The 25,517-nt window shown below is 65.1% G+C and carries 23 protein-coding genes; 15 read left to right on the forward strand and 8 right to left on the reverse strand.

What is annotated here, in order from left to right:
- The first annotated feature begins 90 nt into the window (after nt 1-90).
- Nucleotides 91-2,064 (forward strand): hypothetical protein, encoded by a 1,974-nt coding sequence (locus tag AC5IJH_RS13245; RefSeq protein WP_491903300.1) that lies wholly within the window; start codon nt 91-93, stop codon nt 2,062-2,064.
- Nucleotides 2,065-2,165: 101 nt separating this feature from the next.
- Here the strand turns inward: AC5IJH_RS13245 and AC5IJH_RS13250 are convergent, their stop codons facing one another.
- Entirely contained in the window at nt 2,166-2,906 is a 741-nt protein-coding gene (locus AC5IJH_RS13250; RefSeq protein ID WP_491903301.1) for an SDR family NAD(P)-dependent oxidoreductase, read from the reverse strand.
- A 246-nt stretch (nt 2,907-3,152) separates the two neighbouring features.
- Here AC5IJH_RS13250 and AC5IJH_RS13255 point away from each other — a divergent pair, with 246 nt between their 5' ends.
- Nucleotides 3,153-4,094, forward strand: coding sequence for a branched-chain amino acid transaminase (locus AC5IJH_RS13255; RefSeq protein ID WP_491903302.1), 942 nt, complete (start codon nt 3,153-3,155; stop codon nt 4,092-4,094).
- Between the two features lie 75 nt (nt 4,095-4,169).
- Here the strand turns inward: AC5IJH_RS13255 and AC5IJH_RS13260 are convergent, their stop codons facing one another.
- Nucleotides 4,170-6,998 carry a M16 family metallopeptidase gene (locus AC5IJH_RS13260; protein WP_491903303.1) on the reverse strand — a complete coding sequence of 943 codons (2,829 nt, stop codon included), beginning with the start codon at nt 6,996-6,998 and terminating at the stop codon, nt 4,170-4,172.
- 153 nt (nt 6,999-7,151) lie between these two features.
- Between AC5IJH_RS13260 and AC5IJH_RS13265 the strand changes: the two genes are divergently transcribed.
- Nucleotides 7,152-7,676, forward strand: coding sequence for a DinB family protein (locus AC5IJH_RS13265; protein WP_491903304.1), 525 nt, complete (start codon nt 7,152-7,154; stop codon nt 7,674-7,676).
- Nucleotides 7,677-7,688: 12 nt separating this feature from the next.
- On the opposite strand, the gene AC5IJH_RS13270 is transcribed toward AC5IJH_RS13265, so the two are convergent.
- From AC5IJH_RS13270 to AC5IJH_RS13280, 3 genes are all read right to left on the reverse strand, one after another.
- Nucleotides 7,689-9,155 carry an NAD(P)/FAD-dependent oxidoreductase gene (locus tag AC5IJH_RS13270; RefSeq protein WP_491903305.1) on the reverse strand — a complete coding sequence of 489 codons (1,467 nt, stop codon included), beginning with the start codon at nt 9,153-9,155 and terminating at the stop codon, nt 7,689-7,691.
- A gap of 73 nt (nt 9,156-9,228) precedes the next feature.
- On the reverse strand, nt 9,229-10,059 hold the full coding sequence (locus AC5IJH_RS13275; RefSeq protein WP_491903306.1) for a hypothetical protein: 831 nt from the start codon (nt 10,057-10,059) through the stop codon (nt 9,229-9,231).
- The gene (locus AC5IJH_RS13280) at nt 10,028-10,228 is read right to left on the reverse strand and encodes an allantoinase (protein WP_491903307.1); all 201 of its coding nucleotides are present in this window, start codon (nt 10,226-10,228) and stop codon (nt 10,028-10,030) included. The genes AC5IJH_RS13275 and AC5IJH_RS13280 overlap by 32 nt, the downstream gene beginning before the upstream one ends.
- Nucleotides 10,229-10,379: 151 nt before the next feature.
- Here AC5IJH_RS13280 and trxB point away from each other — a divergent pair, with 151 nt between their 5' ends.
- The 12 genes from trxB (at nt 10,380) to AC5IJH_RS13340 (ending at nt 21,797) form a co-directional block, all read left to right on the forward strand.
- The gene (gene trxB, locus AC5IJH_RS13285) at nt 10,380-11,315 is read left to right on the forward strand and encodes a thioredoxin-disulfide reductase (RefSeq protein WP_491903308.1); all 936 of its coding nucleotides are present in this window, start codon (nt 10,380-10,382) and stop codon (nt 11,313-11,315) included.
- A 144-nt stretch (nt 11,316-11,459) separates the two neighbouring features.
- On the forward strand, nt 11,460-11,639 hold the full coding sequence (locus AC5IJH_RS13290; protein WP_491903309.1) for a hypothetical protein: 180 nt from the start codon (nt 11,460-11,462) through the stop codon (nt 11,637-11,639).
- Between the two features lie 30 nt (nt 11,640-11,669).
- Nucleotides 11,670-12,452 (forward strand): hypothetical protein, encoded by a 783-nt coding sequence (locus tag AC5IJH_RS13295; RefSeq protein ID WP_491903310.1) that lies wholly within the window; start codon nt 11,670-11,672, stop codon nt 12,450-12,452.
- A 2-nt stretch (nt 12,453-12,454) separates the two neighbouring features.
- Nucleotides 12,455-12,985, forward strand: coding sequence for a hypothetical protein (locus AC5IJH_RS13300; RefSeq protein ID WP_491903311.1), 531 nt, complete (start codon nt 12,455-12,457; stop codon nt 12,983-12,985).
- A gap of 167 nt (nt 12,986-13,152) precedes the next feature.
- Nucleotides 13,153-14,694: a pyridoxal phosphate-dependent decarboxylase family protein gene (locus AC5IJH_RS13305; RefSeq protein WP_491903312.1), complete on the forward strand. Its 1,542-nt coding sequence runs from the start codon at nt 13,153-13,155 to the stop codon at nt 14,692-14,694.
- On the forward strand, nt 14,691-15,440 hold the full coding sequence (locus AC5IJH_RS13310; RefSeq protein WP_491903313.1) for a YggS family pyridoxal phosphate-dependent enzyme: 750 nt from the start codon (nt 14,691-14,693) through the stop codon (nt 15,438-15,440). The genes AC5IJH_RS13305 and AC5IJH_RS13310 overlap by 4 nt, the downstream gene beginning before the upstream one ends.
- A 65-nt stretch (nt 15,441-15,505) precedes the next feature.
- Complete coding sequence (locus AC5IJH_RS13315) at nt 15,506-16,975, forward strand: sodium:solute symporter family protein (protein ID WP_491903314.1); 1,470 nt, start codon at nt 15,506-15,508, stop codon at nt 16,973-16,975.
- The gene (locus AC5IJH_RS13320; protein WP_491903315.1) at nt 16,975-17,271 is read left to right on the forward strand and encodes a DUF503 domain-containing protein; all 297 of its coding nucleotides are present in this window, start codon (nt 16,975-16,977) and stop codon (nt 17,269-17,271) included. Before AC5IJH_RS13315 ends, AC5IJH_RS13320 begins: the two co-directional genes overlap by 1 nt.
- A 111-nt stretch (nt 17,272-17,382) precedes the next feature.
- Nucleotides 17,383-17,790 (forward strand): 30S ribosome-binding factor RbfA, encoded by a 408-nt coding sequence (rbfA, locus tag AC5IJH_RS13325; RefSeq protein ID WP_491903316.1) that lies wholly within the window; start codon nt 17,383-17,385, stop codon nt 17,788-17,790.
- Entirely contained in the window at nt 17,787-18,851 is a 1,065-nt protein-coding gene (locus AC5IJH_RS13330) for a DHH family phosphoesterase (protein ID WP_491903317.1), read from the forward strand. Before rbfA ends, AC5IJH_RS13330 begins: the two co-directional genes overlap by 4 nt.
- Nucleotides 18,852-18,954: 103 nt before the next feature.
- Nucleotides 18,955-19,848 carry a DUF5996 family protein gene (locus AC5IJH_RS13335; RefSeq protein ID WP_491903318.1) on the forward strand — a complete coding sequence of 298 codons (894 nt, stop codon included), beginning with the start codon at nt 18,955-18,957 and terminating at the stop codon, nt 19,846-19,848.
- Nucleotides 19,849-19,880: 32 nt separating this feature from the next.
- The gene (locus tag AC5IJH_RS13340; RefSeq protein WP_491903319.1) at nt 19,881-21,797 is read left to right on the forward strand and encodes a M61 family metallopeptidase; all 1,917 of its coding nucleotides are present in this window, start codon (nt 19,881-19,883) and stop codon (nt 21,795-21,797) included.
- An 82-nt stretch (nt 21,798-21,879) separates the two neighbouring features.
- Here AC5IJH_RS13340 and AC5IJH_RS13345 read toward each other — a convergent pair whose 3' ends face one another.
- From AC5IJH_RS13345 to AC5IJH_RS13355, 3 genes are read right to left on the reverse strand one after another with little or no spacing between them, the layout of a single operon-like run.
- A complete protein-coding gene (locus AC5IJH_RS13345) occupies nt 21,880-23,571 on the reverse strand; it encodes a trypsin-like peptidase domain-containing protein (RefSeq protein WP_491903320.1) in 1,692 nt (563 codons plus the stop codon).
- A gap of 35 nt (nt 23,572-23,606) precedes the next feature.
- Nucleotides 23,607-24,968: a M56 family metallopeptidase gene (locus AC5IJH_RS13350; protein ID WP_491903321.1), complete on the reverse strand. Its 1,362-nt coding sequence runs from the start codon at nt 24,966-24,968 to the stop codon at nt 23,607-23,609.
- Complete coding sequence (locus tag AC5IJH_RS13355; RefSeq protein ID WP_491903322.1) at nt 24,965-25,342, reverse strand: BlaI/MecI/CopY family transcriptional regulator; 378 nt, start codon at nt 25,340-25,342, stop codon at nt 24,965-24,967. The genes AC5IJH_RS13350 and AC5IJH_RS13355 overlap by 4 nt, the downstream gene beginning before the upstream one ends.
- Between the last annotated feature and the right edge of the window lie 175 nt (nt 25,343-25,517).

Raw genomic sequence — 25,517 nt, forward strand, 5'->3', positions numbered from 1 at the left:
GCGATCTCGGTGCCCTTGGCACTCTGTCGCCAAAATCCCCCTGCTGCGCGCTGCAGCAACATACGTCCTGAAAGCTTGTCCGGAGGCACCATGTCCCTACGACCTACAACCCTGCGCCGCATTCTTGCGGCCGGGAGCGGCCTCAGCTGCGCTCTGCTGCTGACTGTATCGCTCGACGCACAATCCACCTACACCCGGCATGTATCGCCGTCCGGCACCGCATCCGCCCAGCGGACGGCCAGCCCGGCGGGGGATGCGACGCTCGAGCTCAATCCGGCCACGTCCGGCGGAGACACCGATGGCGGCAATGACGCCACGGCATCCGTGTCGATCAACCGTCCGATCAAGGCAGGGCTGCGGCCCAGCTCGGTGCATGGCAACGGCAGCGCTCGTGCGAAGTCGAACCCGGAGATCGGCGCGAGCTTCGACGGACTGAACCTCTTCCAGCAGCGGTATGTCGCGGACAGCGGCAACCAGTTCACGGTGGAGCCGCCGGATCAGGGTCTCTGTGTGGGCAACGGCTACGTGCTCGAATCAGTCAATGACAGCCTGAACGTCTACAGCGCGACCGGAGCATCCCTGCTGCCGGGCGGCAAGCCAGTGTCGCTGAACCAGTTCTACGGCTATGCGCCTGCCTACAACCGCACCACTGGCCAGTACGGTCCGTCGATCACGGACCCGACCTGCATCTTCGACCGCGGCTCGCAGCGCTTCTTCCACGTGGTGCTCACGCTCGATAACGTCGGGACCACCTCGCGTCTGTCGGGCACCAACCACCTGGACCTGGCCGTCAGCCAGACCTCGGACCCGACGGGTAAGTGGACGATCTACAGCATCCCGGTGCAGAACGACGGCACGCAGGGCACCCCGAATCACGGCTGCCTGCATGGGCCCTGCCTCGGCGACTACCCGCACATCGGCTCCGATGCGTATGGCGTTTACCTGACGACGAACGAGTTCAACTTCTTCGGCCCCGGCGGCGGCTTCTACGGCGCGCAGATCTATGCGCTCTCGAAGCAGGCACTGGTTGCGGGCTCCTCGAACGTGACGCTGGTGCAGTACAACACCAACGACCCCTCGACGAACACTGCCACTGGTCTGCCCGGTTTCACTGTCTGGCCGTCGCAGTATGCGCAGACACCGGCAGCCGAACTGGGCGGCACCGAGTACATGCTCAGCTCGCTGGCCGTCTTCCAGGACGACACCGGCGTCGATCACCGGCTGCAGCTCTGGTCGTTGACGCACACCAGTGCCCTGACCACGGGCGGCGCACCCACTCTGACCAGCTCGGTCGTGAACACTGAGCCTTACGGCATCCCCGGCCGGGCACGCCAGCCCGGCACCGGCACCAACGGCGTCGGACGCGCGCCCGGTGGCGGCAACATCAATTGGCCTCTGGGGCAGTGCCTGAACGATCCCACCTGCGCGCCGGCGCTGATCGGACAAGCAGATCCGTTCACCGAGGTCATCAGCTCGCTCGATGCCAACGACTCGCGCATGCAGCAGGTCTACTACTCGAACGGCAAGCTGTGGAGCTCGCTCGGCACGGGCCTGGCGTTCGACACCACCCCGGTCAGCTACAGCGACGGTCTCGCCTTCTTCGTCCTGCATCCGCAGGCGGGTGGCGGAACACCGACGGCCACTGTTGTGCAGCAGGGCTATGTCGGCGACCCGTCGATCGACCTGACCTACGGCACGGCAGCAGCCACGGAAAGTGGGCGCGGCATTCTGTCCTTCACGGCGACAGGTCCGAGCAACTATCCAAGCGTGGGCTACACCTCACTGGATGCCAAGATCGGCGCGGGTCCGGTGCATGTGTCCACTCCAGGCGTCGGCCCGCAGGATGGCTTCAGCGGGTACAAGGCCTACGGCAACCCGCCGCGCCCGCGCTGGGGTGACTACGGCGCTGCCTCGGTGGACGGCAACACGATCTGGTTCGCCCAGGAGTACATCGGCCAGAACTGCACGCTCGCGCAGTACGAGTCGTCGCCGTTCGGCCGCTGCAGCAACACACGCGGCGCGCTGGCCAACTGGGACACGCGCATCACCCAGGCGACCTTCTAACCCAAAGCGTCACTTGCAAGACGGAAGGCCTCCCTGCGGGGAGGCCTTCTTTTTGTGCCTCGCTGATTCGTCACCTTCCAGGTGGCGTGATCGTGACCGAGCTATGCGTTGGTGCCCCCGTCGACCGTCAGGTTCGCACCCGTGATGTAAGCCGCCTCCGGGCTTGCGAGAAACGCCACCAGCGCGGCGACCTCATCGACCGTGCCATAGCGATTGAGGGCAGTGGCGGCCTTCTGTGTCGTCGCCCAGTCACCCCCGGCGGGGTTGAGGTCCGTGTCGATGGGGCCGGGCTGCACGTTGTTAACCGTGATGCCGCGATCCCCCACCTCGCGCGACAGCCCCTGCGTGAACATCTTCACTGCGCCCTTGCTGGCCGCGTACGACACCAGGCCGGGTGTCATCAGTCGCTCGCCAACGCAGGAGCCGATGTTGATGATGCGGCCGGCCGCGTTCATATGCCGCAGCGCAGCGTGGGTAGCCAGGAAGACGCCCCGGACGTTGATGTCGATCAAGCGATCGAGCTCTTCAACCGTCGACTCTTCAAAGCGCTTAGGAAAGGCCGTGCCGGCATTGTTCACCAGGACATCCAGCTTGCCGAGGGTCGCAACCGCTTTTTCGACGGCACTCTGCACAGCGGCTCCATCAGCAGCATCGGCCTGGATGGCGATAGCCTTGCCGCCCGCGCTCTCAATCTGCTTCACAACCGCGGAAGCAGCGCTCGCGTCCTTCGCGTAGGTGATCGCGATGCTTGCTCCCTCCGCGGCAAGACGCTTCGCTATGGCTGCGCCGATACCGCGTGAACCCCCAGTGATGAGTGCGACTTTGTTCGTAAGCTTCGACATAGGTTTCTCCTGTGCGTTGCCGTCGTGCTACTTTCCTGGCTCCCCTTAGATACGGGGCGCGCCCGGAAAGGCTGCGAATCTTCGCTGGAGCGATCGATCGTCTGCTTGCGCGCGCGCTCTTTTTTTCCGGACGCGGTCGCCCGAGCGCTTCGCTGGCCGTCCTCACCTACCCTGCGGACGCGCCCTATAATCGGAGTGGACGCACCCCCAGTCCATCCCCACCCGCGACGACGCGAAGGAGTATCGATGCCCATCCACCCCACGGCGAATATCTGGCACAACGGAACCCTCATCCCCTGGGAGAAGGCGACGCTTCACGTCATGAGCCATGTCGTGCACTACGGCTCTTCGGTGTTCGAAGGCATCCGCTGCTACAAGCAGCCAAGCGGCGCGGCCATCTTCCGGCTGCCGGAGCACATGCAGCGCCTGCTCGACTCCGCGCGCATCTATCGCATGGAGATTCCCTACACGCTCCAGCAGTTGAATGCGGCCGTTGTCGAGCTGGTCGAAGCCAATGGCATCGCGCCCTGCTACATCCGCCCAGTCAGCTTCCGCGGCTACGGCGAGATCGGCGTCAACCCCAAGGGCACGCCGGTCGAGACCTACATCGCGAACTATCCCTGGGGCAAGTACGTCCCCGGCGACGAGGGCGCGGACGTGTGCATCTCGTCGTGGAACCGCCTCGCACCGAACACCATGCCATCGCTGGCGAAGGCGGGCGCGAACTACATGAACTCGCAGCTCATCCGCATGGAAGCCGACCTGAATGGCTTCAGCGAAGGCATTGCGCTCGACGTGAACGGCTATCTTTCGGAAGGCTCGGGCGAGAACCTCTTCATCATCCGCAACTCGACGCTCTATACATCGCCGCTCGCAAACTCGGTGCTGAACGGGATCACGCGTGACTCGGTGCTGACGCTGGCGCGGCACCTCGGCATCCCCGTCGTCGAGCAAGCGCTGCCACGCGAGCTGCTCTACATTGCCGACGAGGTATTCTTCACCGGCACAGCCGCTGAGGTCACGCCGATTCGCTCTGTCGATCGCATCCTGGTGAAGGACGGCAAGACGGGACCGATCACCCACCAGCTCGCAGACGAGTTCTTCGGCATCGTGAACGGCACCCGCCCGGACCGCTACAACTGGCTGACACCAGTGAACGTACGCGCGGCGGAGCCGGTCGGCGCATAAGCCATCGCATCGGCTACAGATGGCAGAAGGGCAGCCGCGAGGCTGCCCTTCTGCTTTGGTGTCGCGCTTCTTTCTTTACTGCACCGGATCGCCCATTTCGTTGCGGTATTCGATCGAGCCGAGGTTGAGGGCCTTCATGCCGGGCTCGATCTTGGTGCGATCGCCGACTGCGACGATCAGCATCTGCTGCGGGTGCACGTGGGTGTCGGCGGCCTGCTTCACCTGCTCCGGCGTGACGGCTGCGAACTGCTCCGGCAGCATGGCATAGTAGCTGTCCGGCAGGTGATAGACGAACAGCTCAGACATCAGCGCGGAGGTACCGCGCGCTGTCTCGAACTGGCCGGGCACGGAGCGCGTCTCCGACTCCTGCGCCAGCTTCAGCTCCTTCGCGGTCGGCGGATCGGTAGTGATGCGCTCGAGTTCAGCGACGAGTTCTTTCGTCGCCGGGGCAGTGACATCTGTGCGTACCGCGCTGCCCGAGTAGAGCAGCCCACCGAAGCGATGGAATGCGAAGGCTGAGAAGGCACCGTAGGTGTAGCCGTGCTGCTCGCGCAGGTTCATGTTGATGCGCGAGGAGAAGAGGCCGCCGAGCACATCGTTCATGATCAACAGGCTGGGGTAATCGGGCGTGGAGCGCGGCACGCCCAGGCCGAACGCCAGCAGAACAGTCTGCGGCGCACCGGGCTTGTCGACGATGATGATGCGGCGGGTGGCGGCTGTCGGCTCTGGCACGCTCTTTGCCGCGCCGGCATAGTTGTCCGCCGGCTTCCACGGACCGAAGTACTTGTCTGCGGCGGCACGCGCCTCCTGCTCAGTCAGGTCGCCGGTCAGCACCAGCGCAGCATTTGCCGGGCCGTAGTGCTGCTGCCAAAATCCGGTCAGGTCGCCGCGCGTAAAGCTCTTGACTGCGGCAGTGGTGCCGATCGCGGGATAGCCGTACGGCGCGTCACCATAGAGCGCCCTCTCGCCCACACGCAACACGGCCTGACGCGGCTGGTCTGCTTCCTCGAGAATGGCGGTGAGCTGCTGCTTACGCACGCGCTCGATCTCCTCCGGCGCAAAGGTCGGATACTCGACCAGTTCGGAGAGCAGTTGAAGTTCCGCGTCCGAGACGTTGCTCAGGCTATCCATCGACGGGCCTGCGAGATCGACGGTGGCGGTCGAGCGCAGTTGCGCGCCGAGATGATCGACGGCGTCGGCGATCTCGGTCGAGGAGCGATCGCGCGTGCCCTCGGTCAACATGCGCGCCGTGAAGCTGGCGAGACCGGGCTTTCCTTCCGGATTGGCATCGCCGCCAGCCAGCGACACAAGGTTCGCACTCAGCACAGGCAGCGAGTGATCCTCGACGAGGTAGACCTGCATCCCGTTCTTGAGCGCGAAGACCTTCGGCACCGGCAGATGCGCGGTGGGCAGCGGGCCGGCGGCTGGCGCGGTCTTGCGCCAGTCCTGTGCTGTCTCAAAGGTGGCCGGGTAGGGATTTTCGACCTTTACGTTGGCGTCGGTATCGGCCGGGCTCCTCGGCACATCTTCAGTAACTTTCTTGCCGTTGACCACCGTCACGACGACACGCTTGCTGTCGGTGAGCTGCTCCTGCGCGATCTTGCGGACAGAGGCGACAGTCACATGCTGGAAGCGGGCGACATCCTTCGGCAGATAACCGGGGTCGCCGGTGTAGTAGTTGTAGTAATCCATGCGGTCCGCAACGCCGCCGAAGCCGCCCAGCCGCTGCAGCCCGCCGATCAGCCCAGTCAGGCGCGTGTTGCGCGCGCCGTCCACGTCAGCCGCGCTCGGGCCCTGCTCGCGCATGGCCTTCAGCTCGATGTCGACTGCCGTCTTGATGTCCGCCGGCGAGGCGCCCGGACGCGCCGTGACATCGCACTGCGCTACCGAGCCGAGGCGCAGCGAGTTCAGCTCGCAGTGCACCGACTGCGCCAGCTGCTTCTCATACACCAGCTTGCGGTAGAGGCGGCTCGCCTTACCGCCGCCCAGGATGCTCATCAGCAGGTCGGCATCCGCATCGCCCGGCTGAAAGGCCGGCGGCATCAGCCAGCCGTAGGTGACGCGCGGCAGCTGAACGGTATCTGTCACCGTGGCTGTCTTCTCGGACGTGATCGGCGGGGTGGTCACCGTGACGGGCGGCGGCTCCGGGCCTTTGGGCACCGGACCGAAGTAGCGCTCGACCAACTGCTTCAGCTTGGCTTTGTCGAAGTCGCCCGCAATCGCGAGGTTCGCATTGTTCGGCGTGTAGTAGTTGCGGAAGAACTGGCGGACATCGTTGAGCCGCGCGGCTTCGATGTCGGCGTGCGACCCGATGACCGACGCGTAGTAAGGATGTGTCTTGGGAAAGAGCTGGTGGTAGAGCTCTTCATCGCCCAGCGAGTAGGGCTGGTTCTCGCCCTGGCGGCGCTCGTTGCGCACGACATCGCGCTGATTGGTGAGCTTCTCGCGGTCGAGCGTCTCAAGCAGGAAGCCCATGCGATCGCTCTCGAGCCACAGAGCAAGCTCCAGCTGATTGCTGGGCACCGTCTCGAAGTAGTTGGTGCGATCGAAGTCAGTAGTGCCGTTAATGCCTGTCGCGCCCGCGCCTTCGAGGTAGCGGAAGTGAGCCTTCTCGCCAACGTGCTCTGAGCCTTCGAACATCATGTGCTCGAACAGGTGGGCAAAGCCAGTGCGGCCTTGCGCCTCATTCACCGGCCCGACGTGGTACCAGAGGTCAACGGCGACCAGCGGCAGCCGATGATCCTCATGCAGCAGAACGGTCAGACCGTTAGGGAGCGTGTAGCGCTCATACGGAAGCTGCGGGACTTTGAGCGGCCGGTTTGCCTGAAGCTTCGGAGCCGGCTGTGCAAAGACGGGGAGCGCGAGAGCGAGAACCGCGACAGAACGAAACAGGAATAGGCGCAAGGGTTAGGTCCTCCAGCAACACAGGGAACGCGCAGCGCCACGATCATACCCGCGACGGCCGCGCATTGCAGAGTTTCCGAGGTCTCCGTTGCGGGACTAAAACATCAGGGAGGAGGGCGCGGCATGCCTGCGAGGAAAGCTTCGAGAGTTAGCGTGAGTGAGGGAACGGCTGGCGCCATCTTCGCCCTGAATGAGCGGCTCAACCAGTTGCTGATTGCGCATCTGGACCCGTCGATTTGGACGGCGATCCCAGTTGGCAAGGTGCGCACCGTGTGCGCCATCTTCACGCACGTCCACAACGTCCGCGCAAAGTGGGTGCGGTTGACAGCGCCTGATCTTGGGGTGCCGGAGTTGCTCAATCGCGCGCGCTGCACACAGCAGCAGGCCAGCGCTGGATTGGCAGCGAGCGCCCATGCCTGCGAGGCTTTGCTGAATGAGGCACTCTCGGGAAAGGGACGTGTCGAGACATTCCGTCGCGATGGTTGGGCCGATGCGTGGCCAGTCGGACCCGAGATGCTCTGCTACATGCTGTGCCACGAAGCGCATCATCGTGGGCAGGTTTGCATGCTCGCTCACCAACTTGGCTCGCCCCTGCCGGCGAAGCTGACGTCGGAGATGTGGGATTGGCCGAGGCTCTCCCGCGCGACCGATCCGGGTGGTAGATCATCGAGCCGCTGACGGTCCTGGAGCTTAGACGCCGGCGTTGGCTGGCTCCGGTTGCGGGGGCGTCGCTGCCTGCGCATGCGGCGCCTCGGGCGGCACGGGCGCGGTTGGGTCCACCATGATCGGCGAGGCAAGATCGAGCGGCTTCTCCTGCGCGCTCTGCCGCTCCGGCACCAGCACCTCCCACCCGGGCAGCTTCTGGTTTCCAGTGATCAGGCGCGCACCGTGGCCCTGGGTCAGGTAGGTCCAACCCCACTGCATCAGGACGGAAAGGCGATTGCGGAAGCCGATCAGGAAGTAGATGTGAACCACCAGCCAGCTGAGCCAGGCCATGAAGCCGCCCCAGTGTGCCTTGAACGGCCACTTTACGTCCGCAACAGCGCGGGCGCGACCGATCGTTGCCATGTCGCCCTTGTCAAAGTAGTGGAAGGGCTTGCGCGGCCGCCGGTCCATGTCGGCCTGGATCATGTGCGCGGCCTGGGCGCCCATCTGCATGGCGGGCTGGGCCACGCCGGGCACGTGCTTGCCGTTCTCGGTGGCCTCGGCCAGGTCGCCGCAGACGAAGACATTCGGCAGCCCCGGCGGGTTCAGGGTGGCGTCCACGATGACCGAACCGCGCTTGTTGACGGGGGTCCCCAGCATGCGGCCGAGCGGCGAGGCCTGCACGCCCGCAGCCCATAGCGTGACCAGCGATTCGACCTTCTGCTGGTTTGGCTCGTTACCGATGGTGACGTAGCCGGGCTCTATATTCGTCACGGTCTGGCCGGTGATGATCTCGACGCCGAGCTGCTTGAGCTGTTCGACTGCCTTGGCCTGCAGGTCCTCGGGGTACGAGGGTAGGATGTGCGGGCCGCCCTCGACCAGCAGGACACGCGTGTTCTGCGTCTGGATGTGGCGGAAGTCGCCGCCCATGAAGTAGCTGGCGATGTCGCGGATGGCCCCGGCAAGCTCGACGCCTGTGGGGCCGCCGCCGACGATGACAAAGTTCAGCGGCGGATGGTGCCCGGTCTCGGCCGCCTCGCGCTCCGCGAGCTCGTAGGCGAGCATGATGCGGCGGCGCATCTCCGTTGCGTCTTCGACCGTCTTGAGCCCCGGCGCGAGCGCTGCCCAGTCGTTGTGGCCGAAGTAGCTGTGCGTCGAGCCAGTGGCCAGGATCAGGTAGTCGTACGGAAGGCTGGCATTGCTGCGGAGCTGAACCGTGCTGTGCGCGGCGTCGATGCCGACCACCTCGTCCATCAGCACCTCAACGTTCTTGCGGTGCCGCAGAACGGTGCGGATCGGCTGCGCGATGTCTGCCGGGGAGAGCACGCCCATGGCGACCTGGTAGAGCAGCGGCTGGAAGGTGTGGTGGTTGCGACGATCCACCAGGGTGACGTCGACCGCCATGCCTCCCAGGACCTCAGCAGCCTGAAGACCGGCGAAGCCGCCACCGACGATGAGGACGTGGGGGCGCTTCGGCGTGGAGGCAGTGGTCCCGGCAACGCTGCTGGTCATGGTCGCTCCTTGGGTGTGATCGTTCTCTCATCAGACAGATGCGGCACACCCCGGCCAGGCTTCGCGACATGGGCTATCGCGTTTCGGCCGGGTGCGCGGGCGGTGCTTCGGCCGCGTTGAGTACCGTGACATCCCGCATTAGCGCTAAGAAAGGCACGCTGGGAGCGTTCAGCTCTGGCATACGTCCCTCCCTTGATCCCGACTCTAGAGTATCCCGGCCTGCCGCGGTCGAGACGTCTGGCACCGGCGGCGGTCCAACTGGCGTGGTCGTGTTCGCAGGACCGCCCGCCCTGGCGCTCCCGGCCGCAGCAGGCGAGCCAGACGGCTGAACCAGCCGGGTGAGCCGGCTCAGGTCGACCGTGTTGTCAGGCCGCAGGGGCAGCACGCCTGCGGGCTGCCCGGCGGGGTCGCCCGCACCCTGCACCGGGCCGGAGAGCCCATTGGCGTCCGGCGGTCGAAGAAACAACATGGCGCGCTGATGGAGCGCGAAGGCTGGATCCTGCTGCCACTCGGCTGGCGGCATGTGAAGGATGTAGTTGGTGCCCACAGAGGTGCCGCGCACCCCGACATCCACGCGGAACTCAACGTCGACAGCGTCCGGCCGGGTGCTCGGGACTGGCGTGGCGCTCGGACCTCCTGCGGGCTGGGCGCCGGCGGGCAGACGAATCGCGTAGACCTGCCCCGCGAAGATCGCTCCCGAGGCGTGGACCATCTCCGCGAGCACGTCTTCGGCGCTGGACGCCGACGCGATGGCAGCAGCCGGTGGGGGAGCCTGCGGATTCGCCGCCAGCGCAGAGCAGCCGCCGAACCCGCTCAGCAGCAAGACAGCGACGAGGCGGGCTGACCCTGCGCTCTCGCCGGAATGGCTGCGATCAAATTTCGGGGTAAAAGTCGAAGAAGGCATCGATGCTCTGCTTGAGTTGGCTTTCGATCTGCTCGCGCGAGCCCTCGAGCACATGCATCGTGACCTGCGCCTCGTTGCCGTTGTGGAGCGTGACCGGGGCCGCGCCCACCTGCTTTACCTCGTCGGCCGGCAGCAGCCGCATTCCGTAGACCAGGACCAGGTCCGCCATGCTTGTCTCCTCGATTCCTGCGTGATTTCTGCGTGCGTTTCGGTGCGATTCGATGCGCGAAGCTGCCGATTCAGTCTAGTCGCTTGCCATGGATTCGCGAGCGGCGCGCGATGAACCCTTCCCTGCTGGTTAGAATCAAATTCGTACGCTCATGGCAGACAACGTTCGCGATACCGTCATCCTTGGCTCCGGCTGCGCCGGGCTCACCGCCGCCATTTACACCGGGCGCGCCAACCTGAAGCCGCTCGTCCTTGAAGGGCATGAGCCCGGAGGGCAGCTCTCGATCACGACGATGGTCGAGAACTTCCCCGGCTGGCCGGACGGCATCCAGGGGCCCGAGCTGATCGACAACATGAAAAAGCAGGCCACCCGGTTCGGCGCTGAGTTTCGCATGGCGCACCTGGTCTCGGCCGATCTGTCACAGCAGCCGTTCGTGCTCAACCTGGGCGCGGAGACGGTACGCACCCGCACGCTGATCATCGCGAGCGGCGCGTCGGCACGCTGGCTGGGGCTGCCCTCCGAGCAGGAGCTGATCGGGCACGGCGTTTCATCCTGCGCCACCTGCGATGGCTTCTTCTTCTCCGGCCGGGAACTTGCCGTGATCGGCGGCGGGGACACGGCGATGGAAGAGGCGCTGTTCCTGACCCGGTTCGCCAGCAAGGTCTACGTGCTGCACCGCTCGGAGACGTACCGCGCTTCGCAGATCATGCTTGAACGGGCGCGGGCGCACGAGAAGATCGAGTTCAAGTCGAGCGTCGTGGTCGAAGAAGTACTCGGGACCGAGCAGAAGGAAGTAAGCGGCCTGCGTCTGCGCCATGTCGGCACTAACGAGACATCCGTCCTGCCGGTCAGCGGCATGTTTCTGGGCATCGGCCACGAGCCGAACACGAAGGCCTTTGTCGGCCAGATTGAACTCGACAACGACGGCTACATCGTCACGCATGAGCAGGTGCACACACGCATCCCGGGTGTGTTTGCCTGCGGAGATGTGCAGGACCGGCGCTACCGGCAGGCGATCACGGCGGCCGGATCGGGGTGCTCTGCGGCGCTCGAGGCAGAGAAGTACCTGGAGGAGCTGGGGCGCTGAGGCTGTCGTTCCGAAACGGGCTCAGTTATAGGAACCGAACTCCCTCGGTCGCTAGCAGGTCACCCACCAAAGGTAACGTTCTCCTTCCCCGTTGGCCGGCACTTTGGTTACAGTGATGGTGCGCCTCTGCGCTCTGGAGTCCCTATGCGTCGCTCCTCCCGCACCCTTGCTCTTTCCCTCGCCCTGCTTGCTTCGTGCGCTGCGCCGGCCTTCGCTGAATCGCCGGGCGGCACCAATCCGGTGCCGCCGCCGAAGAGCAGCTCGACGACAACGACGGACTCGACATCGCTGCTGCAGTTGCTGGTATCGCTTCTGGGGCTGTGACGCGTAGTCTCGTCGCAGGGCAGCGACGGGATGCACACTTCGACTCTCGATCAGGTTCTGTGGGCGGTGGGCTTTCTGGGCCATGCCGCCCTGTTCCTGACCCTTTTGCTGCGTCACCGGATGCGGCAGTTTCCCGCCTTCTCTGCTTACATCGGCTTCCAGATTGTCACCACCGCTGTGCTCTTTGCCGACTACTGGTACCTGCACGCATTGGGCTATGCACCGCTTTACTGGGTAGCGGCCCTGGTCGACTTCTGCCTGCTGGTGGGCGTGCTCAGCGAGGTCGCGCTGCACGTGCTGCGCCCCGCAGGGCGATGGGTGATGGAGGCGCGTGGCCAGCTCGCGCTGTGGACCGGGCTGGGCATATTGGTCGCGCTGGCGCTTACCTTCTGGGTGAGCCCGCTGCATGCGCAATCGCCGCAGGCGTGGCAGTACCGCGGCAACCTGTTCACCAGCATTGTGATCTGTGAGCTGTTCACCGCCATTCTGCTCACCTCGCAGCGGGCGGGGGCGTACTGGCGGTCGCGCGTGGTCGGGGTCGGCGCGGGATTGACGGTCTGGGCGCTGGTGTCGTTTGCCGCGGATGCGCTGCAAACGCAGTGGCTGGACGGACGGCACCATGTCTTGCTCCAGACAGTGCGCAAGATGGCGTGGCTGGTGGCACTTGGGTACTGGATCGTGAACTTCTGGAGAGATGAGCCCGAAAAAGAACAGCTTCCGCCGGGGCTGCAAAATGTCATCTTGCAACACGCGAACAGACTGAGTTACGATCTCGCCGAAGCGTTGGGTACCCGGGAGAGGGAGTCCCGCTAGCGATGTTCGCTCTGGTCACGATCGCGGTGTTCCTCCTGGGGCTTGCCGGCCTGCAGTTGCGCTTCTTTCTGCGCCGCAAGCGGCAGCAGACCATGACGTGGAGCACGCTGGTGAGCCGGCTGGAGCCGCTGCAGTTTGCGGACCTCGAAAAGATCGCCAAGGCTTACCTGGAACCGCGCGCCAACCAGCTTGAGATGACCCCGCAGGCGATGTGGCGCCTGTTAGGCGGCTGCGACGGGCTGCCCCGTCTGCGACGCAACGCCGAGGTCATGCTGGACCTGGCGATCTTCGTTCAGCGGTGGAATTTTGAGGATGCGACGATCGTGGCGGAGATGATGCGCCGGGATGCGGCACGCATGCAGAAGGCCATCACCCAGATCGAGGTGGCGCTGCTGCTCCGGCGGCAGAGCTTCCGCATCCCGTTCTACATCCATGAGGCCTCAGCCGCGTACTACCTGATGCGGCAGCGCCTGCTGGCGCTCTACGAGACGAGCCACGCGGGGCTGCTGCCCCGGCTGGTGCAGGCGCTGTAAGCCGCCCCAGACTCTCTTCCCCCGGGCTTGCCTCCCTGACGCACCACGCTCCTGACGCGGTATCCTGATGGACGGCGCTGCGATCCTCCGGATGGGGGACGTGGACCCGAGCGTTAGACACCCCTCCGGCGTGCCCTCGCCCGCAAATCGAACCGCGAGGTCCGCTGATGCCCTTGCCACTGCTTCGTCATGACATTGCTGCGCGCAACGGCGCTGACCGGCATGCGTCCGCTTCGCCTGTGCAGCCTGCCCCCACCCCGACCCTGGACCCCGACAGCCCGGAGGCGTGGCAGCAGTTGCGCGCTCTTGGCCACCGCATGCTCGATGACATGTTCGACGACCTAGCCAGTCTGCGCGAGCAGCCCGCCTGGCGCACTCTGCCGGCAGCGTCGAGCCACGCACTGTCTGCACCGCTGCCGCACGCCGGGCGATCAGCCGATGCGGTCTACGCGACCGTCCGCGAGCATCTGCTGCCCTACACCATCGGGAATCGCCATCCGCGTGCGTGGGGCTGGGTGCGCGGGACCGGAACGCCGCTTGCGATGCTGGCGGACATGGTGGCGTCCGGACTGAACGCCCACCTGGCGGGCGGCCACCAGGCGCCAGCCGTGGTTGAGGCGACTTGCCTGCGCTGGCTGGCGGAGCTGATGGGGATGCCCGCGGAGAGCTCCGGCCTGCTGACGACGGGAGCCACGATGGCGAACCTGATCGGGCTCGCAGTGGGACGGCATGCCAAGGCAGGCTTTGACGTGCGACGGGAGGGACTCCAGTCCGGCCATCCGCAGTTGCTGGTCTACGGCTCGACCGAGACACACTCCTGGGCCGAAAAGGCGATGGAGTTGATGGGGCTGGGGCGCGACAGCTACCGCCGCATCGCCGTCGATGATGAGTACCGCATTGTTCCCGCAGAGTTGGAGGCGCAGATCGAGCGCGATCGCGCTGCCGGACACCAGCCAACGGTGCTCATTGCGAACTGCGGTACGGTGAACACCGGGGCCATGGATGATCTGGTGGCGCTGGCGGAGATTTGCCGACGGCAGAATGTGTGGTTCCATGTGGATGGCGCATTCGGCGCGTTGCTGCGCCTGACTCCCGAGTACGCCCCGCTGGTGGCCGGCATCGAGCAGGCGGACTCGCTCGCGTTCGACCTACATAAGTGGATGTACCTGCCGTTTGAGATCGGCTGCGTCCTGGTGCGCGATCCGAAGCTGCACACAGCGGCCTTCGCTACGCAGGCGAGCTATCTCGAAGAGGCGCAGGGCGGCATCATGGCGGGTGGTCTGCCGTTTGCGGATCGCGGCATCGAGCTGACCCGCGGCTTTCGCGCATTGAAGCTGTGGATGTCGCTCGAGGTCCACGGCGTGGAAACGTATGCGGGGCTGATCGCGCGCAACATGGAGCAGGCGGCGCTGCTCGAGCAGTGGATCGAGCGCTCGCCGCGGCTCGAAATGCTCGCGCCGCGGCCGAGCAATGTCGTGTGCTTCCGCTACACGCGTCCGGGGATGAGCGAGGAACAACTGAATGTATTGAACCGGCGGCTCGTCGTGGAGTTGCAGGAGTCTGGCGCGTACGTTGTTTCGGGGACCACGCTGGGCGGCCGCTACGCCGTGCGCATCGCGAACACCAATCATCGCAGCCAGGCGAGCGATTTTCAGGCGCTGGCCGAGGACTGCGTGCGTGTCGGCGACGAACTGACAGAGGCGCGATGAACACAGCCGCGGACTTTTCCGCCAACCTGGCCGAGGTGCGCGAGACGATTGCACTCGCTTGCCGCCGCGCTGGTCGACAGCCGGAAGAGATCACATTGATCGCGGTGACGAAGATGCACCCACCGGCGGCGATGGCCATCTCTGCCGAGGCGGGGCTTACGCATATCGGTGAAAACAAGGTGCAGGAGTTCGAGTCGAAGCAGCAGGAGTGGACCGCGCTGCGCGAGGCACATGACACGGGCTCGAGCAGCCGACGCCTGCGCGCACACCTGATCGGACACCTGCAATCGAACAAGGCAGCCAAGGCGGCGGCACTGTTCGACTCGGTCGATTCTGTCGATTCGCTGCGGCTGGCAGAGCGGCTGGACAAGGCTGCCGCGGCACTCGGTCGCAGGCTGCCGGTGCTGCTCGAGATCAAGCTCAGCGAGGAGGACGCGAAAACTGGCCTCGCACCGGAGAGCGCGGAGCTGGCGGAACTGCTGGAGCGGTTGCCGGATCTCGCCAACCTCGAGATGCGCGGGCTGATGACGGTGCCGCCGTACCTGCGCGATGCCGAGGCAGTGCGCCCGTACTTCCAACGGCTGCGCGCGCTTCGTGACGAATATGCGCAGAGCCACGCGCGGCTGCGCTTCGACGCGCTGTCGATGGGCATGACGCACGACTACGCCGTGGCAATCGAAGAGGGTGCGACCGAGATCCGGCTGGGGACTGCGCTGTTCGGCGCACGCGACTACAGCCGCGCCTGAGGCTGATGTAGCATCGCTCGTGATCCGGGCGCGTGCGGCTCCGATCGGGAAAGGTGCTTCCGCCGTTGACCAAACCGCTCTACGCCGGCGTTCTCGCCGTCATCGTCCTCGGGCTGCTCGCAGTTTCGCTGTCGCGGCTGCGGCGCACGCAGACGAAGGCGGACTACCTGTTGGCCGGCCGCTCGCTCTCCGCATTTGTGCTGGTGTTCACGCTGCTCTGCTCGTGGATCGGCTCAGGCTCGTTGCTGGCTGCTGCGGAGAATGCGTACAACAATGGTTTCGCCGCCCTATGGCAGCCGGCGGGCGGATGGGCCGGGCTGCTGCTGATCTACTTCATCGCGCCGCGCGCGCGCAAGCTGGCCCAGTTCACGATTCCCGACCTGCTCGAGGTGCGCTACAACCAGACGGCGCGCGTGCTCGGCGTCATTGCCGTGCTGTTCACCTACACCGCCATCACCAGCTACCAACTGATCGGCGGCGGTGACATTCTGCACCTGGTCTTCCCCGCCGTGTCGCCGGACGCGGGCAAGTATCTGATCGGCGCGTTCGTCGTGCTATTCACGGCCATTGCCGGCATGTCGTCGGTCGCGTACATGGATGTCGCAATCGGCCTGCTTGCCACTATCACGATCACACTCTCGCTTCCCTTCCTGATCCACCGCGCCGGTGGGTGGGGCGGCGTGCATTCGGCGTTACCGGCCACGCATTTTGCTGTCTTCGGGGATGTCACGCCGCTGCGTGCGCTCGAACTCTTCTTCCCCACCATGCTCCTCATGCTGGGAAACCAGGCGATGTACCAGAAGTTCTTTTCCGCCAAGTCGGAGGCCGCGGCGCGCAAGGCGGTCGTTGGATGGGTGGTGGGCACTGTGGTGCTGGAATCGGTGATCGTCGGCCTCGCCGTGGTGGCGTCCGCGGTCTTCCCGACGGGCGAGGTGCACCAGCATCCGCGCGAGGTCATCGCGTGGACCGCGCTGTACGGGGTGCCGAACTGGCTGGGTCCGCTGCTGATCGGCGCTGTGTTCGCGAAGATCATTTCGACTGCCAACAACTATCTGTTCTCGCCCGCCACGAATCTGGTGAACGACATCTTCACGCGCTACCTTGCGCCGAATGCGTCGAACCGCGCCATCCTGCTGGTCTCGCGCAGCATGGTGGTGCTGCTTGGGCTGTGGGCGCTTTACCAGGCACTGCACACACAGTCCGTGTTGCAGAAGTCGCTCTACGCTTACACCATCTACTCGGCCGCACTGACGCCGGTGATCCTGGCGGCGTTCTATTGGCGACGCGCGAACGCGGCGGGCGCGGTGTCCGCCATCGCCGTCGGCACGGTGGTCACTGTGTCCTGGGATACCAGCTTCATCCACCAGCATCTGCCGGCCGTGCTGGCGGAGCGCGACGCGATCTTCCCGGCACTCGTCGCCGCCGTGGGATGTCTGCTGCTGGTCAGTCTGCTGACGGCACCGCCATCGGCAGCGCAAGTGGCGCCATTCTTCCCTGACGAGATGCCGCAGCCCGCCGTAGCCGATGGTGACTGATGGCGATTGCCGCGCTGACAATCCAGCTCTCGATTCCGATGTCGCGCTCGCTCAAGGACCGACGGCAGGTGGTACGCAGCTTGAAGGACCGGCTGCGGCAGGGCTTCAACATCTCGGTCGCGGAGCTCGACGAAGCTGTCACCTGGCAGAGCGCGACGATCGGCATCGCCGCCATCTCTGCCTCGCGCGACTACTTGCGCGGGCTGATGGACGAGGTGGAGCGGGCGGTGGTTCGCCTGGTGGCCGAGCACGGCGCAGAGGTCACAGATGCATTCTGGGATTACGTCGACGCCTGACCCGCGCGTTCCGGGCTGATCTGGCGCAGGGGTCTGGTATCCTGACAGGTTTCTTCGGGCAGAAAGTGTGAGCAAAGCACTGTCCGGGTAAGTTCCTTTTGGAGGTGTCCGATGCCAGAACAGCGCGCGCGCAAATATCACCGGGATCGCGTGGCCGACACTCTGAAAGATGAGATCGGCACCATGATTCAAGGCGAGCTGTCGGACCCACGCATCGTCTCGGCGCACGTGACCGAGGTGGTGATGAACACGGGCGGTAAGTCCGCACGCGTCTACGTCGCCAGCGATGGTCCGCGCGAGGACGATGAGGGCCTGATGGAGGCGCTCAGCAACGCTCGCGGCTACATCCGGCGCGGGCTGCTGGATCGCATGGGCGTGCGCCACGTCCCGGAGCTGACCTTTCACCTGGACCGCACCGAACGCATGACAGCGCGGATTGAGGAGCTGCTCGGACGACGCCGCGGCAAGGCCAGTAAGGTCGCCGCCCCCGTGGCGACGGAGGGCAAAGAAGGCGCATGAAGACGGCCCCCCCTGCGTCGCATCCCTGCGACCACGTGCTCGTCGGCTCACTCGACAGCCGTGCGTTCGCAGACGGCCAGGAGCGCTCGCCGCGCGCCTTGCATGCGGCGCATCGTCCACCGGCGGTGGATGGGATTCTTCAGGCGATCCACGAGGCGCAGACCGTTCTCATTACGGCGCACGCGCGTCCGGATGGCGACGCGGTCGGGTCGGTGCTGGCCTGCGGCATGCTTCTCGAACAGATGGGCAAGCAGATCACGATGGTGTTCAGCGATCGCGTGCCGCTCATCTATCGCTGGCTGCCCTGCGCGCAGCGCATTCAGCACTGGCAACGCGTGGAGGGCGACTACGACCTCGTGATCCTGCTCGAATGCGACAGCATCGAACGGGCCCGGCTGCGCGGCCTGGAAGGCCGGCGGCTGATCAATCTCGACCACCACACCAGCGGCCGTCACTTCGCGAACCTGAACTGGATCGACACCGACGCATGCGCCGTGGCGGAGCTGGTTTTTTCGCTCGCCTGCGCTGCAGAGGCGACGATCACGCCGGAGATGGCGACCTGCCTCTACATGGCCGTGCTGACCGATACGGGCTCGTTCTGCTACGAGGGCACGGATGCGCACACCTTTGCGCTGGCGCAGGAGCTGGTGCGGCTTGGCGCGAGCCCCGCGCCGATTGCGCAGGATGTGTACTTCTCGAATCCGATGTCGAAGATGCGGCTGCTCGGATCGGCGCTGATGAGCCTGCGGCGTGATGGCCGCGTGGCATGGCTGTGGGTGACGCAGGCAGACATGGAGCGGGCGAACGCGGCCGAAGAGGACTGCGAAGGCATCGTGAACTACGCCATCAGTATCGCGGGCGTGGAGATTGCCGTCTTCCTCCGTGAGCTTCCCGATCATCGCGTGCGGCTCAGCCTGCGCAGCAAAGGCTCGGTGAACGTAGCCGCGATTGCCGAGAGCTTCGGTGGCGGCGGACATGAGAATGCCAGCGGTTGCACGCTGTCCGGTCCCATGGCTGCGGCGACGGAAACGATCCTGACCCGGCTGCGCGCGCAGGGCTGACGAACCGCATGTCTGTCACCGCGCGCTTGCGGTGAGTGGCCTCTTTCTTCCATGATGGCGTGGCACGCCGAAATGTCATGACGTCAAGATGAGGTAGTCGCACATGGAACGATGGCCCGAGTTGGACTGGACAGCCTGGCAACCCACTGCCGACACGCTGCACTTGTGGACGCAGATTGTAGGCAAGGTGCGCATGAGCCTGCACCCGCACCTGCCGCACTGGTGGCACGTGACGCTCTACGTCAGTGCGCGCGGGCTGACCACGCGGACCATTCCCATCCAGGGCGAGATGGTGGAGATCGAGTTCGACTTCCTCACCCACCAGCTTCACTTCCGGCTCAGTTCGGGCGCGTCGCACTCCACACCACTGCGTGCGCAGAGCGTCGCGGATTTCTACTTCGAGTTTCAGCAGACGCTCACGCTGCTCGGCATCGCTGCGACGGTCGACCCAATGCCTGCGGAGATTTCCGGGGCGATTCCGTTCGACCAGGACACGCAGCACGCGTCCTATGACCCGGATGCGGCACAGCGCTTCTGGCGCGTGCTGATGAGCGCGGATGATTTGTTCCAGCAGTTCTCGGCGAACTTCCTGGGCAAGATGAGCCCGGTGCATTTCTTCTGGGGAAGCTTCGACCTGGCCGTGACGCGCTTCTCTGGCCGGCGCGCGCCGGAGCGTGCGAACGCCGACTTCATGACGCGTGAGGCCTACTCGCACGAAGTGATCAGCGCCGGCTTCTGGCCGGGCAATGGCGGCTACGGGGAGGCTGCGTTCTACTGCTATGCCGCGCCTGTACCGGCAGGACTGGCCAGCGTGAAGGTGGAGCCTGCGGCGGCCTACTATGACACCAAGATGGGTGAGTTCCTGCTGCGTTACAACGACGTCCGCAAGCACGCCGACCCCGATCGAGCGGTGCGCGCGTTTCTCGAGTCCACTTATGCTGCGGCGGCGGACGAAGCCGATTGGGACCGCGCTGCGCTGGAGCGGCCGCACCGCTAAGTCAACTGCAAACCTGCCGTATGATGTGCGTCATGACGAAGTCTCTTGCGTCAATGACGCTGCTGCTCTCCGCCTCGCTTGTGTTCGCCGCACCTGCCCGCAAACAGAAATCAGCCGAACACGGGACGCCGCCCAGTGCGCCGATCACGCTCGATGTTGATCTGTCGGACGCGCCGCGTCACCTGCTGCATGCGCATGAGCAGATCCCGGTGACGGGCGGCGCGCTCACGCTGGAGTACGCGCAGTGGATCCCGGGCAATCACCGCCCCACGGGCGAGATCGACAACCTTGCCGGTCTGTTCATTCGCGCGAATGGCAAAGAGCTTGCCTGGCGGCGCGATGAGGTGGACATGTACGGCATCCACCTGACCGTGCCCGAGGGCGTGACGTCGCTCGATGTGACGTTTGACTTTCTCGCCGTGCCGGGCAGCACGGGCGGCGATGAGGACGAGGCGACCAGCGCAAACATCGCAGTGCTCGAGTGGAACTCGGTCACGCTTTATCCCGCGCACATCCCGGTCGCGGAGATTCCGATCACGGCCAGCATCACGGTGCCTGAAGGCTGGAAGCTGGGCACAGCGCTGACGCCGACCGGCAACACGGGAAGCAAGACGAGCTTCCAGACTGTGCCGGTGGGCACGCTGATCGATTCGCCGCTGATCACGGGCCGCTACTTCCGCGAGATTCCGCTCGCGTCCGAGATCAGCCCGAAGCATTACCTGGACGTTGCGGGTGAGACTGCGGAGGATGTCGAGATCAAGCCGGCAATCCTCGATTCGTTATCGCGACTGGTACGTGAAGCCTCGACGCTCTACAACTCGCACCACTACGAGACATACCATTTCATCCTGTCGCTCAGCGATACGGTGCGCGGCGAGGGACTGGAGCACCACCAGTCGAGCGACAACGGCATGGGCGAGAAGGGTCTGTCCGATCCGCAGCACGAGATGCTCGAGGCCGACCTGCTGCCGCATGAGTTCACGCACTCATGGAACGGCAAGTACCGCCGCCCGGTGGGCTTGGCGACACCGGACTACGCCACTCCGCAGCGGGGAACCCTGCTGTGGGTGTATGAGGGCATGACGCAGTACTGGGGTGGCGTGCTGGCCGTACGCAGCGGCCTGCTGACGCCTGAGCAGTATCGCGACTCGCTTGCGCTCACGGCAGCTTACCTGGACCAGAAGCCGGGCCGCACGTGGCGCGATCTTGAAGACACTGCGATCGCAGCACAGATCCTGCGTGGGAATAGTCAGAACTACAGCAACTGGCGGCGCGGGCAAGACTACTACCCCGAGGGCGAGCTGCTGTGGCTCGATGCAGACACCACAATCCGCCAGCTCACGCACGGGCAGAAGTCGCTGAATGATTTCGCAACGGCCTTCCTCTCGGTCGGCGGGAATACACCTCCAAAGGTGGTGCCGTACACGTTCGACGAGATCGTCAGCGGTCTGAACAACGTCGTCGCGTATGACTGGCGCGGCTTCCTGACAGAGCGGCTGACCTCGCATGCAGATCATGCGCCGCTCGGCGGTATCGAGCACGGCGGGTACAAGCTGGTCTATCGCGATGAGCCGAACGCGTTCGAGAAGGCTGAAGACAGCATCCGTCATGGCGCGGATGCGTACTACTCGCTCGGGCTGCGCATCGCGCAGGACGGCACGATTCGCGATGTGAAGATGTTCTCGCCCGCATACAAGGCGGAGCTGGCGCCGCAGTGGAAGATCGTCGCAGTGGGCGGGATGGGGTTCTCTCCCGAGGCAGTGACCGAAGCGCTCAAGAAAGCCAAGGGGACCAGCGAGCCAATCGAGATGATCGTCTCGAACGATAATCACTTCCGCACGGTGCGGGTGGACTATCACGACGGCCCGCGCTACCCGCAGTTGGAGCGGGATGCCAGCGTGCCTGATCTGCTTGGAGACATCCTGAAGCCGCTCGCCGCGGCGAAGTAGAGCCTGCCAGCGAAACTGCCGCGTAAGTCAAAGGCGCACCGGAAGCCCGGTGCGCCCTTTCTCGTCTCTGCGACAGCGACGATTACGGCAACGTGCCGCCGGTGAGTGTGGACTGGGCTGCGTTGCGCGGGCTTGCGACTTCAAGCACCACGTCATCGCCTGACTTCAGTTCGCGCGCCATCGCTGCGAACTCCTGCGCATTGTGGATCGGCTTGCGGTTGATGCTCTCGATGATCAGGCCGGGCCCGATGGCGGGGCTGAGTTCATCGGCAAACGATCCGGGCTGCACTGCCTGGATCATGACGCCGTGCAGGCTCTTGGGCGCATTCTCCGGCAGGTCGCTGACAGACAGGCCGAGCTTCGCGCGCGCCGCGTTGGGAGCCGACGCATCACCGGGGCCCTTTCCACCGCCCATCTGGGCGACGTTGGTCAGATTGGCGCGATCCTCAATCTGGCAGTTGGTGGTGTGCTTCGTGCCGTTGCGCAGGTAGCCGAGCTCGACTGTCGCGCCAGGCTTGCGGCGAGAGATGTCCTCGACCAGCGCATCGCCATTCTTGACCGGCTTGCCGTCGACTGAGGTGATCACGTCACCCGGCTTGAGACCAGCCTTGTCCGCGCCCTTGCCCGGCGTGACGGAGCTGATGAGTACGCCACTCTCTGCGTTGTACATCTTGGCCACAGCACTGCTGAGGCTGGGCTGGAAGGAGATGCCGATGGACCCGCGCACCACCTTATGCTCCGGCCCAATGAGCTGGTTGTAGACAGTGGCGGCGGTGTCGGATGGCATTGCGAAGCCGATGCCCACGTAGCCAGCACCCTCCGTCGCAATGGCGGTGTTGACCCCGATGACCTCACCACGCATGTTCAGCAGCGGTCCGCCGGAGTTGCCGGGGTTGATGGCGGCATCGGTCTGGATGTAGTGCTTGAACTGCCCACCCACGCCGGTGCCCGCGATGTTGCGATTCTTCGCGGAGATGATGCCGGCGGTCACCGTCTGTTCGAGATCGAACGGCGAGCCGATCGCCTCCACCCAATCCCCAACCTGCACGCCGTCGGAGTTGTCGAGCTTGACGGTGGGCAGCGGATGATCCATGTCGATCTTGATCACCGCGAGATCGGTCTCCGGGTCGCTGCCGATCACGCGCGCACGGTGCCCCTGGTCGCTCTCCGGATCGGTCGTGAGCTTTACGAAGATGCGATCCGCCTTGTGGATCACGTGTTCGTTGGTGAGGATGTAGCCGCGCGGGTCGACGATCATGCCCGAGCCCAACGCGCGCACGGCCTGCTGCTGCATGCCGGGGCCACCCATCTGAGGACCGCCTTGGGGACCGCCCTGGGGGCCACCTTCGGGACCGCCAAAGAAGTGATGGAAGAACTGCTGCATGTCGGGCGGCGCTTCGTTGCCACCGCTGCCGCCACCGTTGTCGTCGTCTCCATCACCACCGTTGCCCTCGCCAGGCGCTCCGCTCGGGCCATTCGCGGAGCCACGCTGCGGCAGCGTCTCGGTGTTGATGTTGACCACGGCGGGCTCAACTTCCTTCGCGATGCGAGTAAAGCTGGTCGACAGATCGACAGGGTCGGGAACGTGCAGCGGCGCGGGACTGTCCGCGTGCACGCCCAGGGTGCCGTGACCGCCCAGCATGTAGCCGCCGCCGAGCGCTGCCGCGAGAACGCCGGCTGCGGCGAGACGGCGGGCAGTCTGTGCCCGTAGCTGTGACGTGTCAGCGCTGAAGTTGTTCAGGCGATCAACTATGGATTTAGTAATTCGAGACATAGGTCGGGTTCCTCGTGACGGGGTTTCGAGTGCTTTTAGATCTCGTGGAGGCCTGCGGCGTCGCCGGAGCGCGCTGCGGGGCCGGAGTGGAGGATGAAGGTCGTGGTGGTGAACCAGACGCTCTGGCGGGTGTTGGTCCAGAAGACGAGCACGAACTGCAGCGCGGACGGCTCTGGGGGTGCGGCGGTCAGGGCGGCGGCAGAAGGCGCTTCAGGCTGCACAATGCTGGCCAGCAGAAGAGGTTTCGCAGGAGTGGCACGGCGGTGCGTGCGGCGTGTGTGAACGCCTCTGTCCGCTAACCGAACGTGAGGCGTGGCAGCTTTCGGAATGATGAGTGACGCCGGAATGGCATGCACATCGCTCGCGGAGACTGCCGGCGCGACGGTCTGGGCTACCGCGGGTGGTGCTGGAGCGAAGCCGACCAGTGCGGGACTTTCCACCAGCCCGCAGCAGACGAGCAGTGCGGCGGCGCCAGTCGGTATCAGGCGGCGGAGCGAGATGCGGGTGACGCTCATCCGGCCGGCATCGAGGATGTGGTCGATGCGCTCGGCCAATTGCGAGCGATGCCCCAGGAACTGGGGCGCAAAGCGCGGCGCGCGCTGGAGAAAGCGTGTGGCGGCAAGGCGCGCAAGGTTTTCAGCGTAGGCGCGCGGCCGCGTGGTGCGCAGCACGGCATCGTCGCACGCCATCTCGCGTGCGGCGGCGAGCTGCTGCTCCAGCCAGAGCAGTGCCGGGATCAACGGCGCGGCGCAGCGGACGAGGGCGAAGAGGAGCGCGGACCAATCGTCGCGGCGCGCAAGGTGCTCGACTTCATGGCGCAGCACCTGCTCGAGCTCCGCGGGGCTGAGCTGCTCGATAAGTCCTTCGGGCAGAACCACGGCGGGACGGCCGAGACCGACAGCGACCGGTGCGCTGACTCTGTCCGACACCAGCAGCCGCACCGGACCGCGGGCTGCGCACATAAGCACGGCAGCATGGTGGTCGCTGTGTTCGGGATCGGCTTCGCGTGCATCGCTCACCATGCGGTGCATGGACCACAGGCCCGCTACTAAGCGCGCCAGGGCGTAAGCAGAGGCAAGAGCGCAGATTGCGGTCCAGAGCACTGCCCAGTGTGGATCGAGAGTAAGGAGCGGCGAAGTGCCTGCTGTAGACGCGGCGGCGGCACGCAGCGACAGCAGCGATGCAGCGATGGGAAGCGCGACGCAGAACACGTAACAGCCAAAGAGCCAGCGATACTGCAGTCGCGCACTCAGGCGCGGCGCGGCTTTCAGGCCGAGCCAGCCGGTGGCGGCGAGCACTGTGCTCTGCCAGAACATGCGGATCCAGAGAGACGACAGCAGCGAGGTGAGCCCGGTGCTCAGGCCGGCAAGGTCGAATGCGGGGGTGACTGCGCTCACTCTGCCTCCGCGATGCGGCGCTTCAGCCGCTCCAGTTCGTCCGGGGTGAGTTCGCGATCGCCAAGGACAGAGACCAGCAGCTTCTCCCGCGAGTTATCGAAGAAGCGTTGCATGATGTGCCTCACGGCAGAGGCGGCCGCTTCCTGCGACTCGACCAGCGGGATGTACAGGAAGGCGCGCCCGAGCTTGCGATGCCGCACGTAGCCCTTCGCCTCGAGCGTCTTCACCGTCGTCAGCACCGATGTGTAGGCGAGCTCCGAGCCCTCGGGCAGCGCCGCGACCAGGTCACTGACGGTCGATTCGCCCAGCTTCCAGAGCAGCTTCATCAGCCTGTGCTCGGCTTCGGTCAGCGTCTTTGAGGGTTTAGGAGGCATGTCGGCTTCGCAATCGAAAGCTACTTGGACGGTTCGCACCGTGTCAACTAGACGATTAGTAGGACGCGGGCGCCGAGCGATTGGTGAGCAAGAAACTCCTGGCGAGACGAATGACTGAAGACCAGCAGCGAAAGAGCCCGGCCGAAGCCGGTGACCACAGGCACAGAACGAAGAG

The organism is Candidatus Dedyshia acidiphila (genome assembly GCF_051025295.1).
GTDB lineage: Bacteria > Acidobacteriota > Terriglobia > Terriglobales > Acidobacteriaceae > KBS-83.

Bases quoted from the DNA above. Each gene is read 5' to 3' on its own strand.
- rbfA (WP_491903316.1), top strand. From the start codon at position 17,383: ATGCCAGAACAGCGCGCGCGCAAATATCACCGGGATCGCGTGGCCGAC.
- AC5IJH_RS13310 (WP_491903313.1), top strand. From the start codon at position 14,691: ATGAACACAGCCGCGGACTTTTCCGCCAACCTGGCCGAGGTGCGCGAG.
- AC5IJH_RS13270 (WP_491903305.1), bottom strand. From the start codon at position 9,155: ATGACCAGCAGCGTTGCCGGGACCACTGCCTCCACGCCGAAGCGCCCC.
- AC5IJH_RS13345 (WP_491903320.1), bottom strand. From the start codon at position 23,571: ATGTCTCGAATTACTAAATCCATAGTTGATCGCCTGAACAACTTCAGC.
- AC5IJH_RS13355 (WP_491903322.1), bottom strand. From the start codon at position 25,342: ATGCCTCCTAAACCCTCAAAGACGCTGACCGAAGCCGAGCACAGGCTG.
- AC5IJH_RS13255 (WP_491903302.1), top strand. From the start codon at position 3,153: ATGCCCATCCACCCCACGGCGAATATCTGGCACAACGGAACCCTCATC.
- AC5IJH_RS13335 (WP_491903318.1), top strand. From the start codon at position 18,955: ATGGAACGATGGCCCGAGTTGGACTGGACAGCCTGGCAACCCACTGCC.
- AC5IJH_RS13300 (WP_491903311.1), top strand. From the start codon at position 12,455: ATGTTCGCTCTGGTCACGATCGCGGTGTTCCTCCTGGGGCTTGCCGGC.
- AC5IJH_RS13290 (WP_491903309.1), top strand. From the start codon at position 11,460: ATGCGTCGCTCCTCCCGCACCCTTGCTCTTTCCCTCGCCCTGCTTGCT.
- AC5IJH_RS13295 (WP_491903310.1), top strand. From the start codon at position 11,670: ATGCACACTTCGACTCTCGATCAGGTTCTGTGGGCGGTGGGCTTTCTG.
- AC5IJH_RS13340 (WP_491903319.1), top strand. From the start codon at position 19,881: ATGACGAAGTCTCTTGCGTCAATGACGCTGCTGCTCTCCGCCTCGCTT.
- AC5IJH_RS13245 (WP_491903300.1), top strand. From the start codon at position 91: ATGTCCCTACGACCTACAACCCTGCGCCGCATTCTTGCGGCCGGGAGC.
- AC5IJH_RS13320 (WP_491903315.1), top strand. From the start codon at position 16,975: ATGGCGATTGCCGCGCTGACAATCCAGCTCTCGATTCCGATGTCGCGC.
- AC5IJH_RS13275 (WP_491903306.1), bottom strand. From the start codon at position 10,059: ATGCCTTCTTCGACTTTTACCCCGAAATTTGATCGCAGCCATTCCGGC.
- AC5IJH_RS13280 (WP_491903307.1), bottom strand. From the start codon at position 10,228: ATGGCGGACCTGGTCCTGGTCTACGGAATGCGGCTGCTGCCGGCCGAC.
- trxB (WP_491903308.1), top strand. From the start codon at position 10,380: ATGGCAGACAACGTTCGCGATACCGTCATCCTTGGCTCCGGCTGCGCC.
- AC5IJH_RS13330 (WP_491903317.1), top strand. From the start codon at position 17,787: ATGAAGACGGCCCCCCCTGCGTCGCATCCCTGCGACCACGTGCTCGTC.
- AC5IJH_RS13250 (WP_491903301.1), bottom strand. From the start codon at position 2,906: ATGTCGAAGCTTACGAACAAAGTCGCACTCATCACTGGGGGTTCACGC.
- AC5IJH_RS13305 (WP_491903312.1), top strand. From the start codon at position 13,153: ATGCCCTTGCCACTGCTTCGTCATGACATTGCTGCGCGCAACGGCGCT.